Source organism: Enterobacter huaxiensis (assembly GCF_003594935.2).
GTDB lineage: Bacteria > Pseudomonadota > Gammaproteobacteria > Enterobacterales > Enterobacteriaceae > Enterobacter > Enterobacter huaxiensis.
Genome location: NZ_CP043342.1, coordinates 818,473 through 832,519, shown reverse-complemented (window position 1 = coordinate 832,519; position 14,047 = coordinate 818,473). Strand labels below are relative to the sequence as shown.

Here is a 14,047-nt window from a genome sequence, read left to right as displayed (position 1 = left end):
TCCAGAAACAAGTTAGATTAATTCGCCGTTAATTGCTTAAAGAGATCGTCAAGCTGCGGATCGCCGAGATAGTTTTTTATCAACACCAACGGTTTGTCACTGACTCGTTTAGCGCGCCCCTCCAGACTGGCATGGGTAACAATAATGTCCGCGTTGTCAGGCACATTTTCGATGGCGTAATGTGTTACTTCGATATCTCGCCCGGCTTTTTCCAGACGCTTACGGAACGTCGTCGCGCCCATAGCGCTGGAGCCCATTCCGGCATCGCAGACAAAAGCGATGCGCTTAATATCCCGATAAGAAAACTTGCCTTCCTGCTTCATGGCTTTTACGGCTTTGGCAGAATCACCGAAAGTATCTTCCGTTTCAGCTTCATGGCTTTTATCCATTTTTAAGATCAGGGAGGTGACTGCAAAAGAGACCAGCGTGCCTGCCGTTACGCCAGCAATCGTTGCGAGAAAAGCACCCTTAGGCGTTAACGCGAGATAGGCAAAAATCGAACCCGGACTTGGGCCAGCAACCAGCCCGCCGCCCAACAAATTAAATATCCACGTTCCGCTCATGCCGCCAGCGATCATCGCAATCAGCGTCAGCGGTTTCATCAGTACGTAAGGGAAATAGAGCTCGTGAATGCCGCCCAGGAAGTGGATAATCATCGCGCCGGGCGCTGACTTCTTCGCCATCCCTTTGCCAAAAAAAGTAAAAGCCAGCAGCAGACCTAATCCCGGCCCAGGGTTGGAAGCCACCATAAAGAAGATGGATTTTCCCGTCTCGGACGCCTGCTGCATTCCCAGCGGATAATAAACCCCCTGATCGATAGCGTTATTCAGAAACAGGATTTTAGCCGGTTCGTTAATCAGCGACAGCAGCGGCAAATAGCCCGCATGCACCAGTGCTTCAATACATTCTTTGATAAAGTTATTGGCAATTAACACCGCAGGGCCGATCACTTCAAACCCCAGCAGGCAGAGGAGCATGCCGGCAATGCCCAGCGAGAAGTTGTTGATGACCATCTCAAAACCAGCGGGAATGCGCTTATCCAGCAGCCGGTCGATGTGCTTAATCACCAGACCGCCGAGTGGCCCCATGATCATTGAGCCGAGGAACATAGGAATATCCGCGCCGATAATTACGCCGATAGTACCGATCCCCCCCATGACCGCGCCACGTTTGCCGCCAACCAGGTGTCCGCCGGTTGAGCCAATCATAACCGGCAGTAAATAGGTGATCATCGGGCCGACAATTTTAGCGAAGTGCTCATTTGGCATCCAGCCGGTTGGAATAAATAATGCGGTAATAAATCCCCAAGCAATAAAAGCGCCAATATTGGGGATGACCATCGCAGTCAAAAAGCCCCCAAAAGCCTGGACCTTTGCACGAGCAGACTTGTGTTCCATAATAATGTCCTGTAAAGGAAAAAATAATTATGCGTGAGCGATAATATCCGCCAGCTGTTTTTCTGATTTAGCGGTTAACAATGCTGACAGACTATCTTCATCACATAATAATTCGCTTAAGGCCTGAATAGCACCGATATGTGAATCCGCATCCGCCGCCGATAAACCAATGAGTAACTTTACGGGTTCATCTTCTTTCGAAAATTGCACGTCCTGTTTAAGAAGCGTTAATGACATACCTGTTTTTAATGCACCACACTCCGGACGTGCATGGGGCATTGCTACGCCCGGCGCCAGGATATAATAGGGACCATTGATAAGCGTCGAGCTTTTAATCGCCTCAATATATTCAGCATTGATATAATGATGTTGCAGCAATGACGACATGGAAAAATCAATAGCCTCCTGCCAGTTTTGTGCTACAGGTTTTATTGAAATAGAGGATTCAGGGAAATAATCAATTAGCCGCATATATAATCCTTATTTTATTTTTAGGGTACAACGTATCGCTAAAAATAAAATACGCCTGCGGTGGAATGAAATCAAACGGGGAGGAATGAGCGAAGGCTTACTTCTCTGTTTTATTAAAAGCAATAAAAACAGTTTGTTGTAATGTATAAATAAAAAAGCAAGTGTGTTTATGTGATCTTGATTGCATCTTATAAAGGTGACTACATTGCATAATTGGGATGAAGGTCACTAAAAAAGGATTGTTTATTCAAACATAATTCATCTTGAACATAAAAACGGGCCGCCTTAGCGACCCGTTTTGCCTTACAAAGAGGATTACAGCAGCTCTTTCGCTTTAGCGACTACGTTCTCAACGGTGAAGCCGAACTCTTCGAACAGCAGCTCTGCCGGAGCAGACTCACCGAAGGTGGTCATCCCGACGATGGCGCCGTTCAGGCCCACGTATTTGAACCAGTAGTCAGCGATACCCGCTTCCACTGCCACGCGAGCGGATACCGCTTTAGGCAGAACGGATTCACGGTAAGCGGCATCCTGCTTGTCGAACGCGTCGGTAGACGGCATGGAAACCACGCGCGCCTTAACGCCTTCGGCAGACAGTTTGTCCCACGCCGCTACGGCCAGCTCAACTTCAGAACCGGTCGCGATAAAGATCAGCTCTGGCTGGCCTTCACAGTCTTTCAGCACGTAGCCACCGCGCGCGATGTTTGCCAGCTGCTCTTCGGTACGATCCTGCTGGGCCAGGTTCTGACGGGAGAGGATCAGTGCGGTTGGGCCGTCCTGACGCTCAACGCCGTATTTCCACGCCACTGCGGATTCAACCTGGTCACATGGGCGCCATGTGCTCATGTTCGGGGTCACACGCAGGGAAGCCACCTGCTCTACCGGCTGGTGAGTAGGGCCATCTTCGCCCAGACCGATGGAGTCGTGGGTGTAGACCATCACCTGACGCTGTTTCATCAGCGCAGCCATACGCACGGCGTTACGTGCATATTCGACGAACATCAGGAAGGTAGAAGTGTACGGCAGGAAACCACCGTGCAGGGAGATACCGTTCGCAATCGCGGTCATGCCGAATTCACGCACGCCGTAATGGATGTAGTTACCGGCGGTATCTTCGTTGATTGCTTTAGAACCAGACCAGATGGTCAGGTTAGAAGGCGCGAGGTCAGCGGAGCCGCCGAGGAATTCAGGCAGCAGCGGACCGAACGCTTCGATCGCATTCTGGGACGCTTTACGGCTGGCGATTTTGGACGGGTTCGCCTGCAGCTTAGCGATGAATTCGTTCGCTTTCGCGTCGAAGTCAGACGGCATGTCGCCTTTCATACGACGGGTGAACTCAGCCGCTTCCTGTGGGAACGCTTTCGCATAGGCCGCGAATTTCTCATTCCAGGCCGCTTCTTTCACCTGACCCGCTTCTTTTGCATCCCACTGCGCATAGATGTCAGACGGGATTTCGAATGCAGGGTGGTTCCAGCCAAGCGCTTCACGGGTCAGCGCGATTTCCGCATCACCTAGCGGTGCGCCGTGGGAATCATGCGTACCCGCTTTGTTAGGAGAACCGAAGCCGATGATGGTTTTGCACATCAGCAGGGATGGTTTATCCGTGACCGCACGCGCTTCTTCTACCGCACGTTTAATCGAGTCAGCATCGTGGCCATCAACGCCACGCACAACGTGCCAGCCGTAGGCTTCGAAACGTGCTGCGGTGTCGTCAGTGAACCAGCCTTCAACGTGACCGTCGATGGAGATACCGTTGTCGTCATAGAACGCAACCAGTTTGCCCAGCTTCAGGGTACCTGCCAGGGAGCACACTTCGTGAGAAATGCCTTCCATCATGCAGCCGTCGCCCATGAACGCGTAGGTGAAGTGGTCAACGATATCGTGACCAGGGCGGTTGAACTGTGCCGCAAGGGTCTTCTCGGCAATCGCCATACCCACAGCGTTAGCAATACCCTGACCCAGCGGGCCGGTGGTGGTTTCAACGCCAGCGGTGTAACCCACTTCCGGGTGACCCGGGGTTTTGGAGTGCAGCTGGCGGAAGTTTTTCAGCTCTTCGATTGGCAGGTCGTAGCCGGTGAGGTGCAGCAGGCTATAGATCAGCATAGAGCCGTGGCCGTTGGACAGCACGAAACGGTCGCGGTCAGCCCATGACGGGTTCTGCGGGTTGTGGTTCAGGAAATCACGCCACAGGACTTCGGCGATATCAGCCATACCCATAGGGGCCCCTGGGTGGCCGGATTTGGCTTTCTGTACTGCGTCCATGCTCAGCGCACGAATAGCATTAGCAAGCTCTTTACGTGAGGACATTTTAACTCCAGATCGGACTGTTAAAGGCCATGCCCTTGACGACAGCGCGTTTTGGGCTACGCCGGAAAAAAGTGCCAACAATGTAACCCAAGCCGCAAGTCATGTACATGGAGCATTCTTTTGCGTGTTAAGAAATCTCTGGATCATGCTCGCATGTTGCGCAATCTACTCGCCCGCCCCTGTCGATATTCCTTATACTTAGCCTCACCGGCTTCGCTGACGGTGCACTTTTCGGATTTTATTCAGATTAACGAGTACGGAAGCAACATAATGAAAATGCGTGCAATAGTGCTGGCCCTGGGTACAACGCTCCTGCTGAGCGGCTGTCAAAATATGGATTCTAACGGTCTGATGTCGTCAGGGGCCGAGGCCTTCCAGGCGTATTCCCTGAGCGATGAGCAGGTTAAAACGCTGAGCGACCAGGCCTGTAAAGATATGGATGCAAAAGCCACCCTCGCCCCGGCTAACAGTACCTATACGCAGCGTCTGAATAAGATTGCTTCCGCCCTGGGCGACAACATCAACGGCCAGCCGGTGAACTATAAAGTCTACGTGGCGAAAGACGTGAACGCCTTCGCGATGGCAAACGGCTGTATCCGCGTATACAGCGGGCTGATGGACATGATGACCGACAACGAAGTTGAAGCGGTTATCGGCCACGAAATGGGCCACGTCGCGCTCGGCCACGTGAAGAAAGGCATGCAGGTTGCGCTGGGTACTAACGCCGTTCGTGCGGCGGCGGCCTCCGCGGGCGGCATCGTCGGCAGCCTGTCTCAGTCTCAGATTGGCGACATGGGCGAGAAGCTGGTCAACTCGCAGTTCTCCCAGCGCCAGGAGTCCGAGGCGGACGACTACTCCTACGATCTGTTGCGCAAACGCGGCATCAATCCATCAGGTTTAGCCACCAGCTTCGAAAAACTGGCCAAGCTGGAAGAGGGCCGTCAAAGCTCCATGTTTGACGATCACCCGGCCTCGGTTGAGCGCGCGCAGCATATTCGCGACCGCATGGCCGCTGACGGAATTAAATAATATTATCGGGAGGCACGGTTGCCTCCCTTTTATTTCGCATGAATTGCCAATTTAACCGCACGTATCGATAACAGCTCTCCAGCCCCCGCAGAATCTACGTTCCACCGCTGAAATACCTGGTCACATAATTATTGCAATCGTTAACCTTTCCGGTAATTATCAAACGCGCAGTTAATTAAATTACTATATTCAGACAGAGACGTTCCCTCCGTGAAAAAAGAATTATCGTTAATCGCTTTAAGCTTATTTGCCGCATTACCCGTCGCTGCAAGCCAGCAATCTGACAGCCAGGGTTTTATTGACGACAGCCATTTAGACCTGTTTTTACGCAATGCGTATATCAGCCGTGATTATCATCAGGGCCAGCAGGATAAAGCCGAATGGGGCCAGGGCATCATCGCCACCTTTGAATCCGGTTACACCGAAGGGCTGGTGGGCTTCGGCGTGGACGGCATTGCACAGTATGGCGTGCGTCTGGATGGAGGCCGCGGCAAGAGCGGCGCGGGCGGCATCGACTTCTTCAAGCAGGAAGACGACGGCCGGGCAAAATCCGATCTGGCTAAGTTTGGCGCGACGGCCAAAATGCGCATCTCCAACACCGTGCTGAGCTACGGAAACCAGCGTCCTGAGCTGCCCATCGTCAATGCCGACAGCTCCCGACTGCTGTTTGAAAGCTACACCGGTACGATGTTGACCTCCAAAGAGATCGACGGTCTGGAAGTCAACGCAGGCTACTTCACCGACCAGCAGCGTAAAAGCGACGATCGCCACGACAGCGGCCTGAAGCGCTTCTCCTTCGGCGGCGCGAGCTACCAGTTCAACGACCAGTTCAGCGGCGCGCTGTATGCCTCTCATAACGAAGAGGTAATGAACAAGCAGTATCTGGGCATGAACTTCAAACAGCCGTTCAGCACCGGGCAGCAGCTGGTGCTCGACTTCAACGGCTACAACTCGCGTCTGGATCAGGGCTACGCAGACAGCCTGGACACCGGGCGCAGCAACACCATCTGGAGCCTGGCGGCGAGCTATATCTGGGATATTCACACCTTCAAGGTGGCGTACCAGCAGAGCAGCGGCAGCACCGGCTACAACTACGGAGGCTACCGCGATCGGGGTGGCGTGGGTGACGGCGGCAACACCATCTGGCTGGCAAACTCCTACTGGTCTGATTTCAACGGCGAAGATGAACGCTCATGGCAGGCGTCGTACGGTCTGGACTTCGGCGGCCTCGGCCTGCCGGGCCTGAGCTGGACCACGGCCTACGTCCGCGGCGACAACATTAAAACGTCTGAAACCAGCAACGGCAAAGAGCACGAGTGGTTTAACCAGGTCCAGTACCAGGTGCAGGACGGCCCGGCGAAAGATCTGAAGCTGAAACTGCGCTATTCCGTGCTGCGCGTCTCCAGCAACGCCAGCGACTATAACGTGGGCGGGGATGAGATCCGCGCCTACGTGGAATACCCGTTTAACGTGTTCTGATGAAAAAAAGCCGGGTGGTGGCTTCGCCTTACCCGGCCTACAGTTTTCACCCTCTCCCTGTGGGAGAGGGTTGGGGTGAGTGGAAACAGCTAGTAAAGCGTCTTCTGCGGCGGCCCCGCAAACTTCAGCGCGCCAATCTGCCCCATCCTCACTTCCACCACCGACGGCCCCGGCATCGCCAGCGCCTCCGTCATCACCGCATCAAAATCCTCGGCCCGCTCAACGCTCCACGCCTGCAGGCCAATTGCCTGCGCCAGCAGGGTAAAGTCCGGCGTATGCAGTTCGTTGTAATACTGACGCCCGCCGAAATACTTATCCTGAATACCGCGCATCACGCCGTAGCCGCCGTCGTTCATGACCAGCAGCGTCACGTTGGCTCTCTCCTGCGCCAGCGTCGCCAGCTCGCCCAGGTTCAGGCTCAGACCGCCGTCGCCCACCAGCCCCACCACCTTACGCTGCGGGTTGGCAATCGCGGTGCCAATCGCCATCGGCAGGCCCATGCCAATCGCCCCGGCGAGAGAGTGAATGTTCATTAGCGGACCGTTGGCGCGGAACAGTCGGCTGCCCCACAGGCTGCCGGAGACGGTAATATCGCGCACCAGCAGGCCGTCCTTGGGCAGCGCCTTCTCGATGGCGTCGTTGAGCTTCGCGTAGGCGCCGCACTGCTCGCGCAGCCCCTGCCCGGCCTGCTCAACCGCCTGCTGCACCTGCGCATCCCATCGGGCACAGCCCCACTCGCGGCCCTGAATTTTGTCTGCAAGCGCGCCAAGCAAGGCGGAACAGTCGGCGACCAGCGTGTTGTCCATCAGGTAGTTACGGCTGGCCGCCGCCGGGTCGATATCAATCTGCACGCGCGGGGACGGCAGCTCAAGCGTCCAGGAGCGGGTTTCGTTGCTGCGCAGACGTGAACCGGCGACCAGCGTAAAATCACACTGCGCAATGAGCGCCTCCACCGACGGCGAGTTGTGGAACGCCCGCAGGCTGGCGCGGTGGCCGTCCGGCAGCACGCCGCGCGCGTGGGTGCTGGAAATCACGGTGATGCCCGCATCCGCCAGCTTTTTCACCGCGTCAGCGCTGCCCAGCGCCCCGCCCCCCAGCCACAGCAGCGGCTGTTTTGCCTGCTTAAGCTGCGTCCACAGCGTATCGACAACGGCCGCATCCACGCTCGCAACCGACGCCGGTTTAATCGGCGCGGTCACCAGCGATAGGGGGATTTTGGCACCCTGAATATCAATCGGGATTTCCACCGAGACAGGCCCGCACGGCGGCGTCTGCGCCTCCTGAATGGCTTTATGCAGAATGGCCATCGCCTGGTTAGCGTTGCTGATGCGGTACGCCCGCTTTGAGCTGGCCTTGAGGAAGGTCAGCTGATCGCGGGTTTCGTGGATAAACCCGGTGTCGGCATCCAGCCACGCTTTCTCCACCTGTCCGGTTAAATGCAGCAGCGGCGTGCAGGCGTTCATGGCTTCCACCAGCGCGCCTACCGCGTTACCTGCGCCCGCGCCGGTGCTGGTCAGCGCCACGCCGAGGCCGGAAAAGCGCCCGTGGGCGTCGGCCATGGTGACGGACCCCGCCTCGCCCCGCGCGGGCACAAAGCGGATGTTCCCGCGCTGCCCAACCGCATCCGCGATCGGCAGGTTGTGAATGGAGATGACGCCGTAGATGGCCTCAACCTGATACTGCTCCAGCGTTCTGGCGATGGCGTCGCCGACGGTTATCATTTCGCTCATTGCTCACCCTTTTCTCAGTCGCACCAGTGGTTGACGCTGTTACCCGTCGCCAGATATATGCTCTTTTGCTGCATCCAGGCTTTCAGCCCCTGAATGCCCTTTTCGCGGCCCAGACCGCTCTCTTTAAAGCCCCCGAACGGGGTCGAAATCGCAAAAACTTTGTAGGTGTTGATCCACACGGTTCCCGCTTCCAGCTGGTCGCTTAACCGCAGGGCACGCCCCGTATCGCGGGTCCAGATCCCCGCCGCCAGGCCGTAAACCGAGTCGTTCGCCTCGCGGATAAGCGTGGCTTCATCGCGAAACGGCATCGTCACCAGCACCGGGCCGAAGATCTCCTCCCGGCACGCGCGGGCGCCGTTGCTCAGCCCCTCGATAATCGTGGGCAGGAAGAAGCTGCCGTTCGCCAGAGCGGGATCGGCGGGTATCTCACCGCCGCACAGCACGCGGCCCCCTTCACGCTTCGCCAGTTCGACGTACTCGATCACGCTCTGGCGATGTTTTTCGCCGATCAGCGGTCCGACATGCACGCCGTCGGTAAACGGGTGTCCGACGCGCAGCCCGCGAGTTAATTCCAGCAGCCTCGCCATCAGCGGGGCGTAAATGCTCTCGTGGATAAACAGCCGCGATCCGGCGATACACGCCTGCCCCGCCGAGCTGAAAATGCCATAGCAGATCCCGCGTGCGGCCTGTTCGATATCAGCATCCTCCAGCACGATGGTCGGCGATTTGCCGCCCAGCTCCAGCGAGGCCGGGATCAGCTTTTCCGCCGCCACGTGCGCCAGATGACGGCCCGTGGTGGTGCCGCCGGTAAAGGAAATTTTTCGCACTTTAGGGTGACGCGCCAGCGCATCGCCAATCACCGAACCTTTGCCCGGCAGCACGCTCAGCAGCCCGGCGGGCAGCCCGGCCTGTTCGAAAATCCGCGCCAGCTCCAGCGCCATCAGCGGCGTGGCTTCGGCGGGCTTGAGGATCACCGCGTTACCGGCAGCAATGGCCGGCGCGACCTTCTGCATCTCGCTGGCAATCGGCGAATTCCACGGCGTGATGGCCGCTACCACGCCGAGCGGCTCATAGCGGCTCAGCGTCAGCAGATCCGGCTGGCGCGGCGTGGGTAGTTCCCCTTCCAGCAGCTCGCAGGCGGCGGCAAAGTAGCGCGCCGTTCCCGCCGCGCTCATTACCAGCCCGCGCGCTTCCGCCAGCGGCTTGCCGTTATCGCGGCTCTGCATCTGCGCCAGTTCGTCCACGCGGGACTCAATCAGATCGGCAACCTTGTGCAGGATCTTCGCGCGAACGTGCGGCAGGCTGCTGCGCCACGCCGGATTGCGCCAGGCCTGCTCTCCGGCCTCAATCGCGTCCTGCAGATCGTCGAGGCTTGCCGCATTTAACGTCGCGTTAAGCGACCCGTCAGCCGGGAAGTGGCTCTGCATCGGGCTGCCGCCGCCGCGTCGCCACTGGCCGCCGATAAAAATCTTAAGATCGTCCATCGTCACTCCTCAGCTCAGGGCCAGCTCGCGGCAGGCGCGCACCGCGCTCAGTGCCGCCAGGGTGGAGGTTTTAGGATTAGATGCCAGCGGCAGGCCGCTCAGCTCCAGATGGAACTCGCCGAACATGCCTTCCACGTGCAGCGTGTGGGTGTTGCGCTTCGTTGTCGGGTCGACCATCAGCTGCACGCGGGTGTTGTCCATCCCCACGCCGCCGAGCGCCACGGTCGCCGCCACGTTGGCGTTGGCCGGGAACAGGCGCGCCGCCTCGCGGGCGCTGCCCTCGAAGAAGACTTTTGCTTCAGAAACAGAATTGAGATCGATAAGCTGCTCGGCGTAGCTGCCGCGCCAGCTGGCCGGGCTTTTACGCGACTGATAGGTCACGCGTTCAAGCCCGCCCTCTTTCGCCGCCGCCAGCCCGTCGATACCGGCAACCGCGCCGGAGAGCAGCGTCAGCCTGCCGCCCGCCGCGAGCAGGCGCTGCTCCAGCGCGCTGTCCGCCAGCGCACCGGTGGAGATCACTGCCAGATGCCAGCCGCGCCCTAAAATCGCTTCGCCATACTGCGCCACCGCCTGCTGGCTGGCGCATTCCAGCACCAGATCGGGGCTTTGCGCGCAGTCCATCGGGGAGGCCAGCGCCACCACGTCATCGCCAAACTGCGCGCGGATCGCCGCGTGGTGAGACTCACGCGCGACGATCCAGCCGATCGCGACGCCCGCAGGCAGACGCTCAATCACCGCCTGCGCCATGGCGCCAAACCCAATTAACATAACCTTTTTCATGATGCGTCCTTACAGGTGGCGGCAGAAGCCGCCGGAAACGTCCAGCGCGGCGCCGGTGGTAAACGAGGCCAGCGGCGAGGCGAGGAAAAGCAGCGCCTGCGCGGGCTCCTGCGGCTTGCCGAGGCGCGCCATCGGAATGCCGCGCCTGCGCGCGATATCTGCCGTCCACTCCGGCCAGCTCTGGCTTTTGTCCGCCCGGTTCTCAAAGCGGCGCTGCCACTGCCCGGACTCCACCATGCCGAGCAGAATGGAATTGACGCGAATGCCCTTGCCCACCAGCTCTTTGGAAAGCGTGAGCGTCATGTTCAGCAGCGCGGCGCGGGCGGCGGAGGTGGCGATCATGTGCTCCTCCGGCTGCAGCGCCAGCAGGGAGTTCACGCAGGTGATAGAGGCGATGTCGGACTGCTCCAGCAGAGGCTGAAACGCCTGCACCGGGTTGATCACCCCGAACAGCTTCAGCTCGGCCTCGTGCAGCCACGCCTCGCGAGGGGTGTCGTGGAAGTGCGCCACGTAGCCCTGCCCGGCGTTGTTGATCAGCATATCCGCCCCGCCAAAGCGGGCCTGCACCGCGTCCGCGAAGGCCTGAATCTCGTCGGCTTTCAGCACGTCGCAGCGGTACGCGAAAATCTCCCCGTCGGGGTAGTCGTTTTGCAGCGCCGCGCGGGCGCTGGCGAGACGGTCCGGATCGCGGCCGCAGAAAGCCACTTTTGCCCCCTCGCCCAGCAGCAGGCGCAGCGTTTCAAAGCCAATGCCGGACGAACCGCCGGTAACGACCGCCACGCGGCCGTCAATGTGTGCATTCATCGCGCACCTCTTCGTTAATGCGTAAAAGCTGTTGGTTAAAAAACGCGTCGTTATCGAGATAGCTGGCGTGCCCGGCCTGCGGAATGGCGACAAACGGCATGCCGTAGCGCAGCGCCAGCCCCTGCACCAGCTCGGGCTGCGTGATTGCATCCTGCTCGCCGCACCAGACTTCAAAATTGCCGGAGTAGCGCGAGAGCCAGCCGTGGATATCGTCATGCGCCAGCATCCACGCGGCGGCGAGGTAGCCTTCCGGGCGCAGCTTGCGCATTCCTGACGCCACGGTGGCAACATCTTGCGCACGCGCGCCGGGGCGCAGCAGCTTCGCGGCGCGGGTCTGCGCGAGAATGTCGCCGCCCAGCGCCATCTGCTGTTCGCGGCTGCGCCAGACCTGCTCGCGCTGCTCCGGCGCGGCGTTGCCGTAGCCCTGCGCGGCGTCTGCCAGCACCAGATGGATGACGCGATCCGGGAACTTCGCCGCAAAGGCGCTGGCGACCAGCGCGCCGAGCGAATGGCCGACCAGCACCGCCTGCCAGACGCCCGCACGGTCAAGCATCGCCGCCAGCGCGTCGGCGTAATCCCCCGCGCTTGCCCGCTCTACGGCCAGCATCGGGCTTTCGCCATAGCCGGGCATGTCCCACGCCAGCACGCGATAACCGTCCAGCGCCATCTGCTTGTGCCAGGAGGCCGCGCCCGAGCTGATGCCGTGCAGCAGCATCAGCGGAATGCCGCTACCCTGTTCACGAAAACCCGTCATCATGCCCCCTTAGTTCCGCTTCACTTTGGAAAGCGGATGATCGGCGGGGTAGGTCGGGATTTCCGGCCTGTTAGTCCCCAGCATGACGCACATCAGCGCCTCTTCTTCCCCGTGGTTAAACAGGCCGCGATAGATGCCCGCAGGAACGGAGATCAGGTCACGCTCGCGCAGCACGGTTTCGGTGTAGTTATCACCGTCCTGGATCATCAGCGTGATCTGCCCTTTAAGCATGAAGAACACCTCTTCCACGTCGTCGTGCAGGTGCAGCGGCCCTTCGCACTTCGACGGCAGCACCATGGTGGAGAAGGTAAAATGGTCCGCCTGCACGGTGTTGGTGTCGTTCGCCACGCCCGTTGCGCCGGTGCCGATGTAGCGCATCTGCGCCCGGCGGTATTTCGGGTCAAAGTCGGCCTGGAACTTCAGCGCGTTCCAGTCGTACTTGCGGCCCTCGAAGCGCGCGATGCGCGACTCGACCCACTCTTCCATCGTCAGGTGGTCAGGTTTGATGCCTGAAGTGTTGGTTACGGTTGAATCAGTCATGACACTCTCCTCAGTAACGTCTCAGCAGCGGCAGTAACAGGACGCAGCCCACCGCCGCCATCACCGCCAGAAAAATCAGCCCGGAATCCATGCTGTGGGTGAAGGCAATAAGCGCGCCCATCACCGCCGGCGACAGCGCGCCCGCAAAGTTTCCCAGCCCGTTGAAAATACCGCCCGCCGTGGCGCTCACCCGCGGATGGGTGGCCTTCGCCAGCAGGGCGAAAATGTTGGGCGCGCCGGTGCCCCACATAAAGGTGCTGAAGCTCATCGCCGCGATAACGGCCAGCGGGGAATCGAGGTGCATTACGGCCGTAAGCCCCACCGCCGCGCCCGCCATCGAGATAAAGCAGGCCGCCGCGCGCTTATCGACCCTGTCCGAAAGCCACGCGCCAATGACCTCCCCCGCCAGCATGGCGATGAACGGCATCGACGACAGCCAGCCCGCGTGCTCCAGATGAATGCCCTTGCCCTTAATCAGGTAGCCCGGCAGCCAGCCGTTGATGCCCCACAGGTAGGTCAGGAAGGCGATGTTAAAGATGCAGATAATCCAGAAGTGCGGGCTGACGAACAGCTCGCGCCGCGCGGCACGGCGTTCGTCCTGAGACGCCTGCGAAGTGCCGGGCTTCGCCTCCAGGCGGATCCCGCGCAGGCCGATGCGCACAAAGAGAAGCACCGGCACGGTGAGCATTGCCATCACGAAGAAGGTGCTCTGCCAGCCGAAGGTATTCAGCAGCCAGATGGAAAGGGGAAAACCGATCGCCGCGCCCACCGGCGTGCCCAGCAGCCAGAGCATGGTGGCGCGCGCCTGCAGATGCTGCGGGAAGTTGTGGCGCACGATGGCGAAGGCCAGCGGGAACAGCGGCCCTTCCGCCACGCCCAGCAGAATGCGCAGGACGATCATCAGCGTGTAGTTATGGGTGAAGCCCATCGCCACCATCAGCACGCACCACACCGCCATCATTCCGGTGAGCAGGCGCAGCGGCGCAATCTTGTCGCCCAGTCCGCTTAAAAACACCGACGAAAAGCCGTAGCTCAGCAGGAAGGCGCTCATCAGAATGCCGAGGCGCGTGGTGTCGAAATCGATGCCCATCGCCTGCTGGAAATGGGTGTCGGAAAACAGCGCCGCAATGCTGATTTTGTCGAAAAACGCCAGCAGCACGCAGGCCAGCAGCGACAGCGGGATGGCCCAGCGCACCGCTTTTTCAGGCGTGCGGGTTCCCTCACCGCTTGCCTCAACGGGCGCGGCGTTGGTCTCTAATGTGGTCATCTCTC

The 14,047-nt window shown here is 59.2% G+C and carries 12 protein-coding genes; 2 read left to right on the top strand and 10 right to left on the bottom strand.

Annotation, left to right across the window (positions count from 1 at the left end; translation table 11 throughout):
- Positions 1-17: 17 nt before the first annotated feature.
- The 3 genes from D5067_RS04050 to tkt form a co-directional block, all read right to left on the bottom strand.
- On the bottom strand, positions 18-1,397 hold the full coding sequence (locus D5067_RS04050; protein ID WP_119936172.1) for a PTS mannitol transporter subunit IIBC: 1,380 nt from the start codon (positions 1,395-1,397) through the stop codon (positions 18-20).
- Between the two features lie 27 nt (positions 1,398-1,424).
- Complete coding sequence (cmtB, locus tag D5067_RS04045; RefSeq protein ID WP_119936173.1) at positions 1,425-1,868, bottom strand: PTS mannitol transporter subunit IIA; 444 nt, start codon at positions 1,866-1,868, stop codon at positions 1,425-1,427.
- Between the two features lie 315 nt (positions 1,869-2,183).
- A complete protein-coding gene (tkt, locus tag D5067_RS04040) occupies positions 2,184-4,175 on the bottom strand; it encodes a transketolase (RefSeq protein WP_119936174.1) in 1,992 nt (663 codons plus the stop codon).
- Positions 4,176-4,445: 270 nt separating this feature from the next.
- Between tkt and loiP the strand changes: the two genes are divergently transcribed.
- Both loiP and D5067_RS04030 read left to right on the top strand, forming a co-directional pair.
- Entirely contained in the window at positions 4,446-5,204 is a 759-nt protein-coding gene (gene loiP / locus D5067_RS04035; RefSeq protein WP_119936175.1) for a metalloprotease LoiP, read from the top strand.
- 210 nt (positions 5,205-5,414) lie between these two features.
- Positions 5,415-6,683, top strand: coding sequence for an OprD family outer membrane porin (locus D5067_RS04030; RefSeq protein WP_119936176.1), 1,269 nt, complete (start codon positions 5,415-5,417; stop codon positions 6,681-6,683).
- An 89-nt stretch (positions 6,684-6,772) separates the two neighbouring features.
- On the opposite strand, the gene D5067_RS04025 is transcribed toward D5067_RS04030, so the two are convergent.
- Genes D5067_RS04025 through D5067_RS03995 form a run of 7 tightly spaced genes read right to left on the bottom strand, consistent with a single transcriptional unit; the run spans position 6,773 to position 14,042 of the window.
- Positions 6,773-8,413 carry a thiamine pyrophosphate-binding protein gene (locus D5067_RS04025; RefSeq protein ID WP_119936177.1) on the bottom strand — a complete coding sequence of 547 codons (1,641 nt, stop codon included), beginning with the start codon at positions 8,411-8,413 and terminating at the stop codon, positions 6,773-6,775.
- Between the two features lie 14 nt (positions 8,414-8,427).
- Positions 8,428-9,897 carry an aldehyde dehydrogenase gene (locus D5067_RS04020; protein ID WP_119936178.1) on the bottom strand — a complete coding sequence of 490 codons (1,470 nt, stop codon included), beginning with the start codon at positions 9,895-9,897 and terminating at the stop codon, positions 8,428-8,430.
- Positions 9,898-9,906: 9 nt separating this feature from the next.
- Positions 9,907-10,677 carry an aspartate dehydrogenase gene (locus D5067_RS04015; protein WP_119936179.1) on the bottom strand — a complete coding sequence of 257 codons (771 nt, stop codon included), beginning with the start codon at positions 10,675-10,677 and terminating at the stop codon, positions 9,907-9,909.
- Positions 10,678-10,686: 9 nt separating this feature from the next.
- Complete coding sequence (locus tag D5067_RS04010; protein WP_119936180.1) at positions 10,687-11,481, bottom strand: SDR family oxidoreductase; 795 nt, start codon at positions 11,479-11,481, stop codon at positions 10,687-10,689.
- Positions 11,465-12,235 (bottom strand): alpha/beta fold hydrolase, encoded by a 771-nt coding sequence (locus tag D5067_RS04005; RefSeq protein WP_119936181.1) that lies wholly within the window; start codon positions 12,233-12,235, stop codon positions 11,465-11,467. The genes D5067_RS04010 and D5067_RS04005 overlap by 17 nt, the downstream gene beginning before the upstream one ends.
- A gap of 9 nt (positions 12,236-12,244) precedes the next feature.
- Entirely contained in the window at positions 12,245-12,775 is a 531-nt protein-coding gene (locus D5067_RS04000) for a cupin domain-containing protein (RefSeq protein WP_119936182.1), read from the bottom strand.
- 10 nt (positions 12,776-12,785) lie between these two features.
- Entirely contained in the window at positions 12,786-14,042 is a 1,257-nt protein-coding gene (locus D5067_RS03995; protein ID WP_119936183.1) for an MFS transporter, read from the bottom strand.
- Between the last annotated feature and the right edge of the window lie 5 nt (positions 14,043-14,047).